General features: G+C 56.4%; 12 protein-coding genes. 5 read left to right on the top strand and 7 right to left on the bottom strand.

Going from position 1 to position 19,671, the window contains the following annotated elements; genetic code table 11:
• Positions 1-38: 38 nt before the first annotated feature.
• The 4 genes from HNI00_RS11480 to HNI00_RS11465 form a co-directional block, all read right to left on the bottom strand.
• On the bottom strand, positions 39-395 hold the full coding sequence (locus tag HNI00_RS11480) for a DUF5615 family PIN-like protein (protein ID WP_316786254.1): 357 nt from the start codon (positions 393-395) through the stop codon (positions 39-41).
• The gene (locus tag HNI00_RS11475) at positions 392-643 is read right to left on the bottom strand and encodes a DUF433 domain-containing protein (protein WP_316786252.1); all 252 of its coding nucleotides are present in this window, start codon (positions 641-643) and stop codon (positions 392-394) included. The genes HNI00_RS11480 and HNI00_RS11475 overlap by 4 nt, the downstream gene beginning before the upstream one ends.
• Positions 644-1,345: 702 nt before the next feature.
• Positions 1,346-3,505 (bottom strand): type I-D CRISPR-associated helicase Cas3', encoded by a 2,160-nt coding sequence (gene cas3 / locus HNI00_RS11470; RefSeq protein ID WP_316786249.1) that lies wholly within the window; start codon positions 3,503-3,505, stop codon positions 1,346-1,348.
• A 35-nt stretch (positions 3,506-3,540) separates the two neighbouring features.
• Positions 3,541-3,738, bottom strand: coding sequence for a hypothetical protein (locus tag HNI00_RS11465; protein ID WP_316786247.1), 198 nt, complete (start codon positions 3,736-3,738; stop codon positions 3,541-3,543).
• A gap of 229 nt (positions 3,739-3,967) precedes the next feature.
• Between HNI00_RS11465 and HNI00_RS11460 the strand changes: the two genes are divergently transcribed.
• A complete protein-coding gene (locus tag HNI00_RS11460; RefSeq protein WP_316786245.1) occupies positions 3,968-4,828 on the top strand; it encodes a helix-turn-helix transcriptional regulator in 861 nt (286 codons plus the stop codon).
• Positions 4,829-5,074: 246 nt separating this feature from the next.
• Entirely contained in the window at positions 5,075-5,656 is a 582-nt protein-coding gene (locus tag HNI00_RS11455; RefSeq protein WP_316786243.1) for a Uma2 family endonuclease, read from the top strand.
• Positions 5,657-5,668: 12 nt separating this feature from the next.
• On the opposite strand, the gene HNI00_RS11450 is transcribed toward HNI00_RS11455, so the two are convergent.
• Positions 5,669-8,197, bottom strand: a complete 2,529-nt coding sequence (locus HNI00_RS11450; protein WP_316786241.1) for a type I secretion system permease/ATPase — start codon at positions 8,195-8,197, stop codon at positions 5,669-5,671.
• On the bottom strand, positions 8,197-8,958 hold the full coding sequence (locus tag HNI00_RS11445; protein ID WP_420156350.1) for a peptidylprolyl isomerase: 762 nt from the start codon (positions 8,956-8,958) through the stop codon (positions 8,197-8,199). Before HNI00_RS11445 ends, HNI00_RS11450 begins: the two co-directional genes overlap by 1 nt.
• 169 nt (positions 8,959-9,127) lie before the next feature.
• Between HNI00_RS11445 and mltA the strand changes: the two genes are divergently transcribed.
• Entirely contained in the window at positions 9,128-10,333 is a 1,206-nt protein-coding gene (mltA, locus tag HNI00_RS11440) for a murein transglycosylase A (protein WP_316786238.1), read from the top strand.
• 96 nt (positions 10,334-10,429) lie between these two features.
• Here mltA and HNI00_RS11435 read toward each other — a convergent pair whose 3' ends face one another.
• Positions 10,430-11,659, bottom strand: a complete 1,230-nt coding sequence (locus HNI00_RS11435) for a glycosyltransferase family 2 protein (protein ID WP_316786236.1) — start codon at positions 11,657-11,659, stop codon at positions 10,430-10,432.
• 497 nt (positions 11,660-12,156) lie between these two features.
• Between HNI00_RS11435 and HNI00_RS11430 the strand changes: the two genes are divergently transcribed.
• A complete protein-coding gene (locus tag HNI00_RS11430) occupies positions 12,157-14,091 on the top strand; it encodes an iron uptake porin (protein ID WP_316786234.1) in 1,935 nt (644 codons plus the stop codon).
• Positions 14,092-14,103: 12 nt separating this feature from the next.
• Positions 14,104-19,599 (top strand): AAA family ATPase, encoded by a 5,496-nt coding sequence (locus HNI00_RS11425; protein WP_316786232.1) that lies wholly within the window; start codon positions 14,104-14,106, stop codon positions 19,597-19,599.
• Positions 19,600-19,671: the final 72 nt, after the last annotated feature.

Below are 19,671 nucleotides of genomic sequence, written 5' to 3'. Positions count from 1 at the left end.
ATCAAAGTAAATCTCTAGCTGTGTACGTAGATGACACCCTACGTTTCGTTAAATGAGCGAATTCTGACTCGATCTAATCCAGCCGCGACAATTGCCCCCGTCATCAGTTCATCTCTATAAAGTTCAAACACCCGAAGACAGACGGCTGTTTGCTGTCTGCCGCTAAGATTGACCAAACGGAGAATGCCGCAATGGGGTGCGCCCTTGACAATCGCCAATTCGCCAAAATCTTTGTCAAGCGTAATCAGAATGCGCTCACTACGATGGGCGATCGCCAAGATCTCTTCATCACCCGGATCTTGCTCCCACTCGCCCAACCAAACTACATCGTGTCCAGCAGATTCCAACCCAGACTTCACCCCACCCCAAACACAGGTATCCAAGAGGAGCTTCACGGCTGAGTCTCCACCAGCAGCGGCTCGATCCGCTCATGGGCCACCAGACGATAGGCATAGGCAAGGCAAGCCAAAACATCTTCTCGCTCCAGCCAGGGATAGCCTTCTAAAAGCGTTTCGATGGTATCCCCCGCCGCCAGCATTCCCAAAACATGCTCTACCGCCAGCCGCCGACCCCGAATGATGGGCTTGCCGTTAAAGATTTGCGGGTTGGTCGTGATGCGATTCAACAACTCTTGATTATTCATGAATCAGGTCTCCAAAAGATTGCTGTAGCGTAATTGTTCCAAAGGAAGTTAGAGAAAGGGAAGCAGTAAAGGAAAATCCATACTTTGACTTAAGCAGCTTTTTGGTGACTTGGCCAGCCTTTGTTGAAAGGGGGTCGAGACTACCTACGCCTGAACTTAATGCCGAAAGCTTTTTTTGCTTCCCTTCCGGGTTCTCCATCAAAGTGGAGAACCCCGCACTCTACACAGCGCTATGCCTTGGCCAATCTATACCTCCATTTTTTGCCTTCGTTATCAGTTTCGATCGCGTGGTTCCGATAGCGAGCTTCTTTGATGGTGGCACCAAATCGCCAGCCTACCTTGGCAGCGAGCTCCTCGCTCGAGTGCCATTCATGATCGGAAAGGATTTCCAAAAGTAGCTCCAACTTTGTTTTCTTCTTGCGGCACATCTAAGCCTCCAAATGATCAAATAGTACAAACGAATCTCTCACCGAGATGGCTCAACAATAGACGAATCGATAATTGGTGTCAAGGTGTTAAGTTTCAGACTTATTTAACCATTCAAAAAGGTCAAGACTTCTTAGAATCTGATATATTTAACTGACAGGCAGCAATAAAGAGAGCATTTAAAATCCCTTTGAGGGATTGAAACAAATACGTCTGAACTTACTGGCGTCAGCTCTTCCCTGCCATCTAACCCAAAATCCCTCTCAGGGATCGACACTATACAACCCACATTTCACCTCCGTCGCGTTTGAATCGGTGGGCGAGGGTGTCTATGAGCAAGGCGGATTGGCCAAATGCCACTGAATAGGGGGCGATCGCATCATGCACGCTGTTCAGATCGCTGATCGGGTAAATCTGAAAATGCATGGGTAGCTGCAACCGCAGACGCACCTCCAGCATAGGTTTACGCAGCACGTAGCAGACTAGCGCTTGCTCTTGCAGGCGGCGATTGATTGCCCCAACCCACGGGTTGTCTGGTTGCCAAATTTGTAGCCTTGCTAAAACCTGCACCTTCCAGGCATCGGCGATCGGTTGCAGGTCGCCAGGATAGGTGAATTTCCAATCCAGTCGCTCCTCGCGATAGCCCCGCAGCTTCATGAAGCCCAGGCAATCTCCGAAACGTCCCTTAGCAATCGGCTGTCCGGTTCGCTCAGCGGTCTCCTTAAGCGTTTCCAGAAAGCCACTCTTCGTCCACATCTCGATCTCCAGGTTGCTAAGTATGCCCGGCAGATCGTAGGTTTTGAAGCGATCGCGCTGATCAGGCTCCGTCAGGTCGTACAAACCACATTGCAGCAGGCTAGATCCCCGAAAGCTTCCAGCCTCTTCAGCAATGGGGTTCCCCGTCCTGCCCCATTCAGCTTTCCATTCTCGAATGTCCTGAGCAACTGCGCCAAATCGACCCCTAAACACTTTTTGACAATTTGTTTGAAAGACCTTAAGACTTTCCGCATACTGAGATTCGATGGATTGATGCTTTAAGCTCCAACAAATTTGAGCCGATTGAACCATGCCCCACTTTGCGTAATAGCCTTCAAAGTTATTAATTTGGCGATATTTTTCACGGATCAAGTTTTGGAAATAAAGGCGATCGCACACATCACCATCCGACAAAACAGCATCCTCTCCAATAAAGAGCCGCTCCACAAAGAAATTTGGAACTAAAGCGTAAGCCTTAAATCCGTCAAACCGAACATCCTGTCCATTTTTTTGATAACCATCATGACGACCGAGCCGACCTAGTCGCTGAATAAAATTACCGGCATCGGAAGACTCAAAAATAAGAAAGTTAATTTTGAAATCAACTCCGACATCAATCGTGCTGGTGCCAATGACTAGATCCGCGTCCAGTGATTCTATTTTTTCTTGATTTCCAGTCAGCCCTGTGTTTTCTCGAACTGTAAAACCGTGATCTGCAAATAGGTCTCTAAAGATCGGGGTCAGCCGCTTTACTGCTGCGATAGAGTTTAGAATAATGGCTCCCTTGCTGCCAGGATGCTCTAGAAATTGATGTAGGATTAGCGCCTGATTTTCCCGGAGCCAAGTCTCGGACGATCGAGAGGTTGGTTCCAGCGGCACAAAATCTAGGTGAATCGTGCGTGCTACCTGGCGCCAGTGCTGAGCCTCTAACTCATAGGCTTCACGCTCAGTATTTGGAAATCGATACTTTCCCTCGTCTGCCGGGCTAATAAGCCGACACCGAAACCCAGCAGCCTTCATTCGTTCTAGGAGAGGCTGGCTTGGTGTAGCCGATAGAAAGAGAAACTTCTTGCGTCGATTTGTAGCCTGAATCAGCAACATGGTGTTGAGGACGCTGGCGACTTGAGGAGCCGCAAAGACGTGAAATTCATCAAAGATGAAGAGATCAAAATCTTTGTTAATACGATTCCATAGCTTATCGGGGTTGTCTTTAGAGGTTAAATAAGCCCCCCGGTGGAGATAGTGAAAAATATCGGGATTGGTAATCAAGACTTCGGATTGACCTGCACGATTGGCGATCGCGCTTCCTTTTCGTAAGTTTTCATTTTCAGCAAACACTTCTAGCTCTGGGCCGCTGAGTCGGTTAACTCGGGGTGCATTAGGAGGTTGAAATATGGAGATGTAGTCATTGACTTGAAGCTCTTGATCACGGGCAAGCGCATTGGTTGGGTAAAGCGCGATCGCAGCACTTTCTCCTTGTAAAACGGTTAGATAGGCTGCCAGACTCTTTCCATCTCCAGTCATAGCTGTATTAAACACCACATCCACAGCCGGATCTTTCAGTGCCTTCAGCGTTTCAACCTGATGCCACGAAAGCTGCCATCCTTCAGGGAGCTTAACGGTTGGAGGGATTTCGTCAGCAGGGCAAGAATAAACAGGGTTTAACCGGATTGAATACATAACTAAATTCAGGAGATTTTTTGCTTGAACAGTCTTCAGGATTGGCCGTTTCCAATCAGCCGATACTCAAACGTCTTCAAATCCGATCGCCGTTTTTCTACCTGCCACTGATGCTCCTTGACTGCGCGATGCAGCGCAGCAGAAAACCGATGCCCCACCCGCTCCACTAGTTCTGGGGTCGAGTGCCACTGGCCGTCACTCAGCACATGCCTCAGCTTTTCCATCATGGTCATGCGAGTTCCCCTTGTATTACTCCCAAATTTGCTGTGTGAATCCCAATTCAGACAGTAAACGTTGAAAAATCAAAACTTGTGCCAATGAGGCTTGCATTGCGCGAAAGGGCATCGATTGACTGGATAAAGTGTACGTGCTTTGTGGAATGAGCCTATGTTTACAGAGATAATGGGGGAGAGTCAATATTTGAACGCACAAAGTGTACGTACATTTTTCCGGAAATCGCCTATGCCTCAGAAACGATCTTCTATTACGCTCTCGATCGAGGAGCATGAAAAAGCTCAGCTAGAGCAGTTGGCGCTGGATTTTGACCAGACCTGGGGAGACAAGCCCAATGTCTCGAAGCTGCTGAAGGCGATCGCCCGTGGAAAGCTGCGGCTAGCGGTAAACCACGACTGGAGCCGCGATCGCATCGATACCTGTAACAAAGCGCTGAATTTGCTCAAAGACGCGGGTCAGATCAACGAAGCCCTAGAGCTAGCCCAGTTGCTCCTAGAACGAAGCGAACTGAGCCACCCGCTGCGTCAAGAAATTGAGTGCTGGGTCAACCAGCCCACCGCCCCCTGGCGCACTGACCTCGATCGCTGCATTCGGCTACACCGACCCTTTAAGCTGGTCTATCAAGATGCTGCCGATCGCCTGTGGAACTTTACTGTACGCCACGCCAAGATCGAGCGTCACGAAGATCGCCAATATCTCGACTGCTGGTGCGATGAGACGGAGGGGAACCAGGATATTGAACCACTGCGGCACAATCGGTCATTGCGGCTGGATCGAATCCCGGATGAAGCCGTCATTGCTCCTGCCGACGGTCAATGGCAACCAGAGTTAAGCCACATCGAGATTGAGCTTCATCTAAGGCGGGGGCTAGCCCTTGGCTATCGCACAAAAACGGGAGCTGATCTGACCAACGAGTGGCTGCCTGAGCAGCAAATTCGACGAGTTGTTCGCCGCATTCACAACACGTTCTGGTTCTTTCGCGAGGTGCGACGCTATGGCTCTGAGTGTGTGATTGTGTCGCCAGAGGCAGTGCGCGATCGCTTTAAGCAAGAACTCCTGGCGATGATTGAGCAATATAATGCCGACTAACCCAGCCATGTTAGGTGGCGATCGCCCCGACGAGCAATCGTTGCCCCGGAGGGAACCCTGCTGGACAAAGGCAGCCAGTCTACTCTTCCAGAATTTCTACCCGATCTTCGATTTCGATAGGGAGATCAAAGGCGCGAGCAATTTTATAAACGACGGTACAGGAGATGCGGTGCTGCGATCGCCCGACGCATAAGAAATCTCGTTAAAATAACCCCAACGATCCTGTGCAAGCGGAGCGCCGTATCCATGAGCCAAGCCACCTCCACCGAGTCCCAATGCCTGACTTTTGAGGACTATTTGCGCCACGACGACGGTACAGATACTCGTTATGAATTGGTGAATGGAGCGCTGGTCGAAATGCCCCCCGAATCTGAAGCGAACAACGATATCGCCCGCAAGCTGTTGTTTGAATTTGCGAAACACCTGCCTATCGCTCTCTTAGCCTATAAAGATACAGAAATTGAAGTGACCGGGCGACGGGCCACAGCGCGGATTCCCGATCTGCTGGTGCATACAGAAGACTCAAAGGCGGCTGTGGCGGGTGCTTCCCGCGCCACAATCACTCGCGACATGCCGCCCCCAGCGCTAGTCGTGGAAGTGGTTAGCCCCGGTCAGGTCAATCGTGACCGCGACTATCGCCACAAACGCACCGAGTACGCGGCTCGCGGCATCGCAGAATATTGGATTGTCGATCCTGAAACCCGACAGGTGACGCTGTGCCTCTGGGTCAATGGTCAGTACGAAGACCAGGTTTACGGCGAGGCAGAAGCCATTCAATCGACGGTTTTGCCTGCCTTTGCGCTCACACCTGCCGAGATCTTTAGCTGAGCGCGGGATGGCTCAAACCGACATTTGCTGGCGCTGATAGAGGGAATAATATAGCCCTTTTTCCTGCAACAGCGAGTCGTGGGTGCCCCGCTCCACAATCACGCCCTTTTCCATCGTCAGGATCAGGTCGGCGCGTTTTAGCGGGGCAAAGCGGTGAGCAATCAAAAACAGCGTCCGCCCTTTCGACACCTGCTTCAGATTTTCGAGGACTTGCTGCTCGGTTTCCGCATCCAGGTGGCTGGTGGCCTCGTCCAAAATCAGCACGGGCGCATCCGAAAGGAACATTCGCGCCAGGGTGATGCGCTGCCGCTGTCCGCCAGAGAGGGCTGTGCCGCGTTCGCCGACGCTAGTTTCATAGCCGTGGGGCAAGTCGCAGATAAAGTCGTGGGCTACTGCCATCCGTGCGGCTTCAATCACCTGCTCTGCCGTCACATTGGGATTACCCAGGGTGATGTTTTCCAGCACAGAGCCGTTGAATAAGAAATCTTCTTGCAATACTACGGCGATTTGCGGACGCAACGAAGATAAGTCAGCGCTCTTGATGTCGAAGCCGTCTACCAGAATCCGCCCCGCCTCTGCTGGATAGAGCCGCTGAATCAGCTTAGATAAGGTACTCTTGCCGGAGCCACTGCGCCCGACGATGCCCACAAACTGCCCCGGCTCAGCCCGGAACGAAATGCCCTTGAGAATTGCTTCCTGGTCGGGCTGATAGCGGAAGAACACGTTTTCAAACACGACTTCGCCGCGCAGGTTGGGCAGGGTCAACCCCGTGCCGGGTTCTGCTTCGGGCGCAACGTTGAGGATGTCGCCGATGCGATCGACCGCCAGCAGCACTTCCTGCAAGTTTTGCCAAAGCTGGATCAGTCGCAGCAGCGGCCCCGTAACGCGACCCGACAGCATTTGAAATGCCACCAATTGACCAATGGTGAGATCCTGGTTAATCACCAGCCGTGCGCCAAACCAGAGGATGAGCAGGGCCGACAGGCTGGTGAGAAAATCGCCCAGGTGGTTGCTGATGTTTGCCGTGGTGGTGGCGCGAAAGCCCGTGCGGACAAATCGGGCATACAAACCTTCCCAGCGATCGCGCGTGGTTTGTTCTGCCGCATGGGCCTTTACGGAATGAATCCCCGTCATCGTTTCCACCAGGTAAGACTGGCTATCGGCGCTGCGGTTGAAGGTTTCATTCAGCCAGTTGCGGAGGATTGGCGTGCTGATCAGCGTCAGGATGGCGAACAGAGGAATCACGGCCAGCGCGATACCCGTCAGCGTGATGCTATAGTACGCCATCATCCCCAGATACACGATGGAGAAGATACTGTCTAGAATCACTGTCAGCGCGGTGCTGGTGAGGAACTGGCGGATTTCTTCTAGCTCCTGAACGCGGGCCACGGTGTCGCCGACGCGACGCGCCTCAAAGTAAGATAACGGCAGCCGCAGCAAGTGCCGGAAGAGCTGTGCCGACAGCGCCATATCGAGCCGATTGGTCGTGTGGGTAAAGATAAACATCCGCAAAATGCCCAGCACCGCCTCGAATACCGCGATGATCAGCAGCGCAATGCCCATTACGTCTAGCGTGGGGATGCTTTCCTGCACCATCACCTTGTCGATGATTACTTGCGTAATCACGGGTGTCCCCAGCCCCAGCAGTTGCAGCGTTAGCGAGGCAAACAGCACCTCCCCCAGCAGCACGCGATATTTCCAGACCGCCGGCAAAAACCACTTGAGGCTAAATTTGTCCTGCTTTTGAACGGGTTCTACCGTCCACAGTTGCCCGTCCCAGGCCGATTGGACGACGGGCTTGGGGACGCTTTTGCAGGTGCGATCGCCATCGAGCGGGTCGGCAATCAGCAGGCGATCGCCCTTCACGCCGTAGGCTACCACCCAATGCTCCCGATGCCACAGCATCAGCGCTGGATAGCTGACGGTTTGCAGGTCGCGCCAGTCGGTCAGCAGCAGTCGCTTCATTTGCAGCCCCAGCTTTTCGGCTGCGTTAATCAAGTCTTTGGGCAACTGGCCGCGCAACTGCCGCTGCACCCAGTCGATCTGCGTCGGCGCATTTAGCACCTGAGCCACCATCGTCAGGCAGGCCGCTGCCGAATTCACGCCGCCCACAAAGGGAAACCCTGCCACGGGTTTGGGCGCGTCGGAATAGTCGGGCTGATAGCGCGATCGCCCCTCCAGCCAAAACTGGCGCACTTCGGGAACCCGCGCCGACACCTCATCCCACAGGTCGCTGTTCCACGCCAGCACCTGCACCTCTTTGCCCGCCGCCCGCGCCTTCCAGGGGCCCGTCAGGCTGGGAAAATCACCAAACCAGTCCCCCGGCTTTAGCAGCGTCGGCTTGCCCTCCTCCGGCACCAGCCGCACGTTGCCCGTCAGCACCAGATATTGCTCCCCTGGCGCATCGGCCGACCAGATCACCTCGCCCAGCTTATAGGAGCGAACAACGGCCTGATTTTTGACAGCAATTTGCTGATCTGCGTTGAGCCAGCAGAGGGGAGGGGCATCCCAGGGAATGCTGGCAAGGGGGTCTTGGGGCATTATTCTCCAATATTGATTTTAATCGGCAAGGTTTGAATTTTTTCGGCAAGCCACTGGTCAAATAGCTCATTTTGCAGGGTTTGACGCACCTGGGGGTTTTCCAGCACGGCGGGCAGCAGTTCTTCGACGCGAAACAGGGCCCAGCGTCCTTCTAGCTCAATGGGGCCGACGATTTGCCCCGGTTCTGCCAGATCGATCGCCGCCCGCAAGATATCTGGCATACTGCCCCGGCTGACGGGGCCCATCATGCCGTTCATGACGCGGTCTTCCAGCAGCGAATGCTCTCGCGCCAGTTGCTCGAAGCTGGCTCCCTCGGAGAGTTGCAGGCGCAGTTCCTCTGCCAAATCTTTGCTGTCTACAATAATGCGCGACAGCACCACTCGATCCAGGAACATTTTGCGCTCGATGAAATATTCCTGGAGCTTTGGCTCCGTTACGTTTTGCCGCAGCTTGTCCATGCGGAAGCCGATGGCAATGCGCTCATGAAAGGCTTCGTAGGTCAGTCCGTTGGTGCTAAGCCACTGCTGGAAGACTTGGGCATCCGTCAGTTTGTTGCTGAGCCGAAAATCGACGACGGCTTGTTCCAGCACTGCCGGACTAGGCTGGAGGTTCGGTTCCTCAGTGAGCGATCGCTCGATGACATATTGCCGGACAATTTCGCCAATGAACCCGTCGAGCTTGCCCCCTGCCTGCAAGTAGCGAAAGACCTGGGATACGGTGATCGGCTGGTCATCGATGGTCAAAAACGGCTCTGAAGTCATGCCATAGCTCTCTGCATCAGCACCCTCCATTATGCCCAAGGTTGGGGGTTAGGTTTCAGGGGTTGGGAGGTTGGGGGTGGGCGCGGGCCGGAACAGTGGAACTGAATGGTTCGACTGAACGTTATAAATAGATGGGCCAGCGCTTGGTTTGGAGTTGAGTTTGACGGTGATGGAACGATTGATAGTAGCAAGGCAGTGGGGCGATCGCCCTCGGTTTTACAGCCGCCTATTCGCAGGTGCAGCCCTGGCGGTGGGTCTGTGGCTGGGCAGTGCAGGGCTGGCGGCGGCGCAGACCGTTCCACTGCGGCGAGTGGAGGCGACGCAGCTAGAGGCGGCGGCAACGCTGGATGAGCAGCTTCGGCGATTTGGGGGCGATCGCCCGGCCATGATTCGCGCCATCGACTATTCGCTGCGCTATTTGAACACGCCCGCAGCGGCCGAGGCTTATCGTACCCTGGCTGTGCCGCCCTTCACGCGCGATCGCGTCCGCCGCAGCCTGGTGCGGTTTCGCCAGTTGCTGCAATCGACCCGTTCTGCCGAAGAATTGCGAACAGCCGTGCTGCGGGAATTTTCACTCTATCAATCCATCGGGCGCGACGGCCAGGGCACGGTCGATTTCACCGGATATTTCGAGCCGACCTACACCGCCAGCCGCCGCCCCACCGCCGAGTTTCGCTATCCGGTCTATCGCCTGCCGCCCGACCTCGACCGCTGGCCCAAGCCCCACCCCACCCGCGCCCAGCTAGAGGGCATCGACGGCTTGCAGGGGGCGGCCGGGCCGCTGCGGGGGCTAGAAATTGCCTGGTTACGCGATCGCCTAGAAGCGTTTCTCATTCAGGTGCAGGGGTCGGCGCGGCTGCAACTGACGGACGGCACGACCCTCAGCATTGGCTACGCCGGCCGCACGGACTATGCCTACACCAGCTTGGGGCGAGAGTTGATTAACGATGGCAAGGTTCCCGAAGCGGGGCTGAGCCTGCCCGTCGTGCTGGACTATTTTCGGCGCAACCCGGCAGAGTTAGACGTTTACATTCCGCGCAACAATCGGTTTGTGTTTTTCCGAGAAACGGCCGGTGCGCCGCCCATCGGGTCGCTGAATGTGCCCGTGACGGCTGAGCGGGCGATCGCCACCGACAAGACCGTTTTTCCGCCCGGTGCGCTGGCGCTGATCCGCACGGACATCCCCCAGGTGGAAGCAGCAGGACAGCTCACGCCGCGCCGCGTCAGCCGCTATGTGCTGGATCAAGACACCGGCGGCGCGATTCGCGGGCCCGGTCGCGTCGATATCTACATGGGCAGCGGGCGACTGGCGGGCGATCGCGCTGGGCTGATCAACCATCCAGGGCAGTTGTATTACCTGCTGCTGAACGAGTGAGGTAGGTTTTGGATTTTGGATTTTGGATTTTGGGCTGGCAATCTAAAATCCAAAATCAGCAATCTAAAATCGGCAATCTAAAATCCAAAATCGGCCTCAGCGGTGGCGCGACGAAGAAACCCGACGCAGCGGCTTCAGCGATCGCCCCCGCCAAGTCCAGCCCCAGCCCGTTTCGGCTTTGATAATAGAGGCGATCGCCAGCGCGGTGATCAGCGGGCCGCTGAGAACGTGCAGCCACCAATAGCGCGTCGTTGTGCCCAGGGCATGGGAGCCGATGGCGCGAATGGCATATTGCAGCCCCAGACCGGCGATCGCCAGCAGCAGCAAAATCCAGCCGCCCAGGCCACCAGCGGTGAGCAGGGACGCGAGGGCGATCGCCAGCGCCAGCCAGGGCACAGTGTAAATCGACAGCATCACCAGCGCCAGCAGCAGCATCAGCGGCACGCTATAGTTTGCGCCGACGTAAAGCACCTTCGTCCAGCCTTCCCACAGGGTTCCAAAGGAGCGATACATCCGCAGGCTGAGCAGGTCGCGACCGAGTACATGCACCACTCGAAAGCCCTGATGCTTGAGCGTGCGGGCAAAGGCAACATCTTCTGCAACCTCTGCGCCGATGCCGCCGTGGCCGCCTGCCGCCGCGTAGCTCTCCCGCGAAAACAGCAGGCAGGGACCCAGCGCGTAGGTCGTCGGCGACTTTGGATCGCGCACGGCTTCAGAATTAAACGTGACTGCGGCATTGGCAAACATCAGCGGCTGCACCAGCCATTCCACCAGCGACCCGCTGACCACTTGCGGAATGCAGGTGAGCAGGTCTGCCTGAAGGGCGATCGCCGTTTGCACCATCGAGGCGATCGCCCCCGGCTTGAGCCGCACGTCCGCATCAATAAACAGCAGCCAGTCGCCGTCTGCGTGCTGCGAGGCTTGAAAGCAGGCCCAGTTCTTACCAGACCAGCGCTGGTTCGCGGGTTGGGGCTGGCCCGCCAGGATATGCAGCCGGGGATCAGCCAGTCGCGCTTGCAGGTCATACAACTGCGCCAGTGTGTCGTCGGTGGATTGGTCGTCGATCACCCAGACCTGGAGGCGGTTGGCAGATAGACTTGTGCAGTCCAGCACCGAGCGAATACAGCCCTCCAGGTTTTCAGCCTCGTTGTACATCGGAATCACGACCGAAATTAGCGGCGGCGAAGCGACCGCCCACTCGGCATCGGTTTGCAATGCCTGAGGGCGAGGCAACTCCATCACGGCGCGGCGCAACTGCGGAAAGTAGCCGCCTGCCAGGCCCAGCGCCACGAGAGAAATCGGGATAAACAGCCAGGCTAGACTCACAAAGTTCTGCTCAGAATCCCATTTTGATAGACGGCTAGTTTTTGACTCGGACTTACTATATAGTACTCGTAGATTATTCGCCTGCAATGCAAATTTGCCCGCAAATTTGCGGTAGCGAGCGTGCATCTGGGGCAGATAGAGCGGGCAGATAGAGCGGGCAGATAGAGCGGGCAGATAGAGCGGGCAGATAGAGCGTTCTAGAAACGTTTCTAAAGGCTGCTGTTGTGCAGGATGCGATTGTGCAGGATGTGATTGTGGACAAGACTCTGACAGGAGTTCGACAAGACCGCGAACGCTGGTACGAACTTGAGTAGGAAAGTCAGACTACCCTTGTCTAGCCATTCTGAACGAGGTTGTGAAGGCAGCCTTGAATGTGGATTTCAATGCTTCTCAAACCAACTTTGTACAAAACTTTGCACAAGCTTTTGAACGAAATTTGAACAAGCCCTTGCGGGAATCTTTGAATCTGATTTTGAAGCGTGTGAGGATTTGAAATCGTGGGTTTATATTCCGTTCCGTTCCAGACTCATCGGGCGATCGCCCGTGCTATTCCCCCCCTCAGCACCCGCTTTAGCATTCGGCTGCGTCAGGGATGTTCGGCAATTCTGGGACTGTCCCTCGGACTGTTGGCGCTGGAGTTTCCTGCCCACTCGCAAGCCCTGGATGAATCTGCCCTAGACCACACCACGTATCAAGCCGGATCTGTCGCCGAATCCGCTGCCCCATCCGCAGAGCTAAACGGGCTGGCGGTAGACCAGATGGCGCAGGTGACTTCGGTTTCGCAGCTTGCGGACGTGAATCCGGGCGACTGGGCCTACGAGGCACTGGCCTACCTGGCCAATGACGAAGCCCAGGGCGGGCTGGACTGTCTAGAGGGCTACCCCAGCGGGCTGTATCTAGGCGGGCAGGCGATGACGCGCTACGAGTTTGCGGCGGGGCTGGCGGCCTGTCTGGATGCAGTGACGGGGCGACTGGAGCAGCTTGATCCGGAAGCGATCGCCCGCATCGAAGCCCTCCAGCGCGAGTTTGCCGCAGAATTGGCCACCCTGGGCGATCGCCTGGATGACCTAGAAGCCGCCGTTTCTGAACTGGAAGCCAACCAGTTTTCCACCACGCTGCGGTTTAACACGCTGGCCTCCTTCAACCTCAGCCACGCCTTTGCAGGCGGCGACATTTTGGCCGAAGGCATCACGGTTCCGGGTGTGAGTCCGGCAGCGCGGCGGCCGGCCCGCCAGTTTGACCTGCAAACGGGGCAGTTTGGCGATCCGGTGGTGGAAACCGTGCGAGATGATCCAGAAACGACCCTCAGCTATTCCGCCTACTTTATCTTCACGGGGTCTTTTCAGCAGACCGACGAACTGACGATGATCCTGGCAATGGGCAACGGCGACCCGCCCGCCAGCGCCTTCAGTTCTGCTGGGTTTACTAGCAGCTTTGGCATCCCCTACGCCGATTCCAACCCCGTTACGCCGCTGTCGCCCAATTCCGTCGGGTTATTTGAGCTAAAATATGCACTTCCGCTGTTTAGCGAAGACTTTCGGCTGGTGGTGGGGCCGCGCATCCTGCCGTTTCGCCATTTCGACCAAAACCCGTTTACCAACATCGTTTTCGGCTCCAGCGGGCTAAATTTCTACCAAAGCACGCTGGCAGGCAACGGGCTGTCGGGGGCAGGTGGTCTGTTTGAGTGGACGCTCAGCCCCCAATGGCTGCTGCGGGCGGGCTACCTGGCCCGCAACGACCGATCGCAGCGGATTTTTGACGAACCGTTTATTTCCCCCGGCGGCGACGGCCCGGCCAACCCCAGCCGCGGCTTTTTCAACGGCAACAACAACATCCTGGCAGAGCTGACCTATTCCCCCAGCTTTAACGCCAACATTCGCCTGCTGTATAACCGCAGTCGGCTGGAAGCGCCGCCGCCGTTTCCGGGGGTTCCAGAAGGACTGGCGGTGTTTCCCTTTCTGCTGACTTCCCTGCGGGGTGCGGTAGATGACGGCTTTGGCGGCACGGTGGACGACATCATCGCCCACAACTTTGTGCTGAATTTTGACTGGGCCCTGTCGCCGGGGTTTGCCGTGTTTGGGCGCTACTCCTTCAGCACGTCGGAAATTGACCCGATCAATCCCCTGCGCGACGGCGGCAATGTCGAGGTGCAGGCGTTTCAACTGGGCTTTGCGTTTTCTGACCTGGGCAAGCCAGGAGCGCTGGGCACGCTGGCGGCGACGATTCCGTTTGACGTGACGGATGGTGAGGAGTTTCTAGTAGGGGGCTATGGCGATGGCGGCACGCAGGTCGATGTGCTGGCCAGCTACTACTTTCCGCTGAATGACAATGTGGGGCTGGTGCCAATGTTTTTTGTGTCGTTTAACCCGAATAATTTCAGCGAAAATCCGCCGGTCTACAGTATCATCCTGAGAACCCAGTTTTTGTTTTAGCGCTTATCCGGCATGGTCGTAATTGCAGGTTATGAAGTGCTGACCCAACTCCACATGAGCAGTCGCTCGGTGGTCTATCGGGCTGAGCGCGAGTTGGATCGAGTGCCTGTGATTCTTAAAGCGACTCAGTCGGAATATCCCAGTCTGGAGGAACTGGCGCGGTTTCGGCTGGAGCATGAAATCCTGAATCGGCTGTCGGCAGTGGACGGGATCAGCCGCGTCTATGGGCTGGAGCCATACCAGAGCGGCGTGGTGCTGGTGCTGGAGGACTTTGGCGGCGAGTCGCTGCAACGACTGCTGCTGAGGCGATCGCTCGATGTGCCAGAGGTGCTGTCGGTGGCGATCGCCCTGGCGGAGATTCTGGGTCAGGTTCACGCCGCCAGCGTCATCCACAAAGACGTAAACCCTGCCAACGTGGTGTACGACGCAGACACGGGCCGCGTCGGGCTGATCGACTTTGGCAACGCCACGGTGCTGTCGCGGGAAAACCCGACGCTGCAAACGCTGAACCGTCTGGAGGGCACGCTGGCCTACCTATCGCCAGAGCAGACCGGGCGGATGAACCGCTCGCTAGACTATCGTACTGATTTTTACTCGCTGGGGGCTACCCTGTATGAACTGCTGACGGGCAATCCGCCCTTTAGCACGTCTGACCCAATGGAGCTAATCCATAGCCACCTGGCCAAGCAGCCTGACCTGCCGCACGAGGTCAACCCAATCGTGCCGTCTGTTCTTTCGCAGATCGTGCTAAAGCTGCTGGCCAAAAACGCCGAAGACCGCTACCAGAGCGCCTACGGACTCAAAACCGATCTGGAGCGTTGTCTAGTAGACCTGCGGGCCACTGGGGCGATCGCCCCCTTTCCGCTGGGGCAAGACGACGCTTCCGGTCGCTTCCAGATTCCCCAAAAGCTCTACGGGCGAGAGCGAGAGGTGCAGCTTTTGCTAGATGGCTTTGAGCGAGTAGCAGCGGCCCAAGCGGCGACCGCAGGATCAACAGCACGGGGGCAAGCGGATAGAGAACCGATTGGAGAACCGATGACCCCGTCCAAATTGCCAGCGCTGCGGGCCGCGATGACGGCCGCCGGACGCAGTGAGGTGATGCTGGTGGCGGGCTATTCGGGCATTGGCAAGTCGTCGCTGGTGCAGGAAATCTACAAACCCATCACGCGCCACAAAGGCTATTTCATCGCGGGCAAATATGACCAGTTTCAGCGAAATATTCCCTACTCGGCGCTGATTCAGGCGTTTCAGGAGCTAGTACAGCAACTGCTGACCGAGAGCCAGACGCAAATCGACCGCTGGAAAGCGCTGCTGTCGAAGGCGCTGGGGCGCAACGGTCAGGTCGTGATCGAGGTGATTCCTGAAGTCGAGCTAATTATCGGCCCCCAGCCGGAGGTGCCGCTGCTGGCTCCCGATGCGACCCAGAATCGCTTTAACCTGGTGTTTCAGAACTTTATCCAGGTGTTTACCCAAGCAGAACACCCGCTGGTGATGTTCCTAGACGACCTGCAATGGGCAGATGTGGCCTCGCTGAAGTTAATTGAGCGCCTGCTGACTGCGCCCGACAGCCGCTACCTGTTTTTAGTAGGAGCCTACCGCAGCAACGAAGTCAGCCCGGCCCACCCGCTGATGCTGACGCTGGAGCAGATTCGGCAGGCGGGCGTGCGGGTCAACCAGATTGACCTGGCCCCGCTGGATGCAGACACGGTGCAGCAGATCGTGGCCGATACCTGCTGTGCCGAACCGCAGGCGATCGCCCCCCTGGCCAGCTACGTCATGCAGATTACGGAAGGCAACCCGTTTTTTCTGACGGAGTTTCTCAAGTCGCTGTATACCGAAGGGCTACTCAACTACGATGCGTCGTCAGGAAACTGGCAGTGGGATCTAAGCCAGATTCGCGATACGGGGCTACCCGAAGATGTCGTTGAGCTAATGGCCGACAAGATCCAGAAGCTGGAACCCAATACCCAGCGGGTACTGCGGCTGGCGGCCTGCCTGGGCAACCAGTTCGACGTGCCCACGCTGGCGATCGCCGCCGACTTGCCCCAGAGCGCGGTGGCGGCCGACCTGTGGCAGAGTGTGCAGGAAGGGCTGGTGATGCCGCTGGGCGGCGGCTATCCGTTTGCCAGCCTGGAGCAGAATGGGCAGGAGTTGTCCAGTGCAGAGGAGTGGCAGAGCGACCCGTCCCGAAACCGTGACCTGACCTTCCGGTTTCTGCACGACCGGGTGCAGCAGGCGGCCTACTCGCTGATTCCCGAAACCGAACGCGAAACGATCCACTACCGCATTGGGCGATCGCTCCTCACCCACAGTTCCGCCGAACAGCAGGAGGATCGCCTGTTCGACATTGTGAACCACCTGAACACGGGCGCGGGGTTGATCGCCCACGCCGTCGAGCGGCACGAACTGGCCCGGCTAAATCTGCAAGCAGGCACCAAGGCCAAAGAATCCAACGCTTACGACACGGCGCTGCGCTATCTGCGGGCTGGGGCCGACCTGCTCGATCAGCACAGTTGGCTTAATCAATACGAACTGACCCTGGCACTCTACGAAGAAGCCGTCGAGGCCGCGTATCTGAAAGGCGATTTTGATCTGGTCGACCAGCTATCGGAGACGATCCTCTCAAACGCCCGCTCCGACCTGGACACCGTAAAGGCCTACCAGACGCAAATCTCCGCTTACTCTGCCCAAAACAACATGGACGCGGCGCTAGATATCTTTGTGACGGCGGCCAATCGACTGGGGCTAAAGATTCCCCGCCACCCCAGCCGCCTCCAGGTCGGGTTAGAGTTGATGCGGACGCGCTTTTTGGTCATCGGCAACCGCTCTTCCCGCGATCTGGAGGCACTGCCACCGATGACCGATCCGGTCAAAGAAGCGATCATGCGGCTCGTTGGTTCGCCGATTATCGCCGCCGCCAATGCCGCACCTTATCTGATTGCCGTAACGGCACTGCGCGTGATCAATCTGGTCGTCAAATACGGCAGTTCGCCCCAGACGGCAGTGCAAGGCGTAGCCTATGGCGTGATGCTGCGGGCGGGGCTGGGGGATATCGACCGAGCCTATGACTTTGGTCAACTCAGCCTGCGAGTCATAGAACGGCTCAATGCCCGCCAGTTCAAAACAATCGTCATTGTCGGATATGAAAGCTGTCTGCGCCACTGGAAAGAACCCCTGCGGCGATCGCCCCCCGAACTCCTTGCCGCCTACGCCGAAGGATTGGAACTGGGCAACCAGGAAGCCGCTTCGCTGGCGGCCTCGGTCTATTGCTTTCACCAACTGCTGCTGGGCGAACCGCTGTATGAGGTGGCCGAGGCCTTTCAGCAGTATGAAACCCAGATTCTCAGCTTTGGGCAAGAGCAGGTTCTCTACTCCATGCTGCCGTGGCATCAGCTCGTGCTGCACCTGCGCGGTCAGGGCATTGAGGGCGATTCTGGAACAGATCGCTACGCGAATCGACTGGTCGGCAGCATTTTTAACGAAGACGAACTGGTTCCCCAGTTTATCGACCGACAACTAGGCATTCCGCTGTTCTACAGCTACGTGTCCAAGGTGATCTGGGCGTATCATATCGGCGACTACGATACGGCGATCGCAACGGGCAAACAAGCCGCCCAGCACCAAGAATCCTCGCCGATGACGGCACTCTACGCCAGCCTTTATCTTTACTGGCCGCTATCTTATCTCGCCCGCTATAACAGCGTGTCGCCCAAGGTACAGCGGCAATATCTGCGCCAGATTGACAAGTTTCTGCGAATGACCCAGCGCTGGGCGACCTACTGCCCCGCCAATTACCTGCATCGCCATCTGCTGCTAGAAGCAGAGCGGCTGCGGGTGCTGGGGCGCACGGCCGAAGCCATCGATGCCTACGACAACGCAATCCAGGCCGCTAGGGACAACGACTTTATCAACGATCTGGCGCTGGCGCAAGAACTGGCAGGTAAGTTTTATCTGGCGCTGGGAAAAGAACGGCTAGCCCAGTCTTACCTGATGGATGCCCGCTATACTTACCTGCGCTGGGGAGCGACCTATAAAGTGGATGCTCTCAACACCCTCTACCCCCAGTTTTTGGAACGGCGGATGGAACCCTCGGCCAGAACTGAGCTAATGAACCAAACGGTGTCGCTGGGGTCAAACAGTTCCACAGGCGGAACTCAGGGACTAAACCTGGATCTGGATACAGTCATTCGGGCGGCGCAGGCGATTTCTGGAGAAATTGTGCTGGCAAATTTGCTAGAAAAGCTGCTGAATCTGGCGATCGAAAACGCGGGCGCACAGAAGGGCTGCTTGCTATTGCTTCAGGCAGACGGGCTGCGAATTGAGGCGGAGGGAATGCTTGAGGGCGAGGAGCAGGTGCAGGTCCAGTCGCGATCGCCCGACGAACAGACACTGCCCCTCTCGCTGATCCATTACGTACAGCGCACCCGCGAAGATGTAGTGCTGCGGGATGCCGCCGCAGAAGGACTTTTCACCACCGACCCGTACATCTTGCAGTCCCAATCGCGTTCCGTGCTGTGTTCACCCATTTTGAACCAGGGCAACCTGATCGGGCTGTTGTATCTGGAAAACAACTTAGCCACCGATACCTTTACGCCAGAGCGAGTAACCGTGCTGAATATCCTCTCGTCCCAAGCGGCGATCGCCCTGGAAAATGCCCAGTTCTACCGCACGCTAGAGCAAAAGGTCGAGGAACGCACCGCCCAGCTTGCCCGCGCCAATGAGGAAATTACGCTGCTGAATCAGCAGTTGCAGTCAGAAAACCTGCGAATGGGCGCAGAACTGGCCATTACCCGCCAGATTCAGCAAATGGTTCTGCCCAAAGATCATGAGCTAGATCAGATTGAAGGACTTGAAATTGCCGGGTTTATGGAACCTGCCGATGAAGTCGGGGGCGACTATTATGACGTGCTGTACAACAACGGCGCGGTCAAGATTGGGATTGGCGATATCACGGGTCATGGACTAGAAAGCGGCATGTTGATGCTCATGGTGCAGACGGCCGTGCGAACGCTGCTCTCCACGCAGGAAACCGACTCGGTGCGCTTTCTCAGCACGCTAAACCGCGTGATTTATGACAACGTGCAGCGCATGAACTGCGATCGCAGCCTGACGCTGGCCCTGCTGGACTATGAAGCGGGTCAACTGCGGCTCAGCGGACAGCACGAGGAAGTTCTGGTCGTGCGGGGCAACGGCGAGATCGAGTCGATTAACACCATGACGCTGGGCTTTCCGGTGGGTCTGGTGGAAGACATTTCCGACTTCATCACCCACACCCACATTCACTTGCAACCCGGTGATGGTGTGGTGCTATATACCGACGGCATCACCGAGGCCGCCAACGAAATTCACGAACTCTACGGCATCGAGCGGCTCTGTCAGGTGATTAGCCAGCACTGGCAGCGCTCCGCCGTTGAGATTCGGCAGGCGGTGATTGACGATGTGCGCCGCCACATTGGACAGCAAAAAGTGTTTGATGATATCACGCTTTTAATTGTGAAACAGCGTTAGGAGGGCGCTCGACAGTTCGCTGAGTCTCGCTTGCTTCTGGATCAAAATCGAAAAAGCCAATTAAAATTTTGT

Origin of the sequence: Thermoleptolyngbya oregonensis NK1-22, assembly GCF_032705245.1 — a bacterium.
GTDB classification, from domain to species: Bacteria; Cyanobacteriota; Cyanobacteriia; order Elainellales; family Elainellaceae; genus Thermoleptolyngbya; species Thermoleptolyngbya sichuanensis.
Note: the sequence above shows the minus strand (reverse complement) of the source record. Positions and strands in the feature narration are given on the sequence as shown.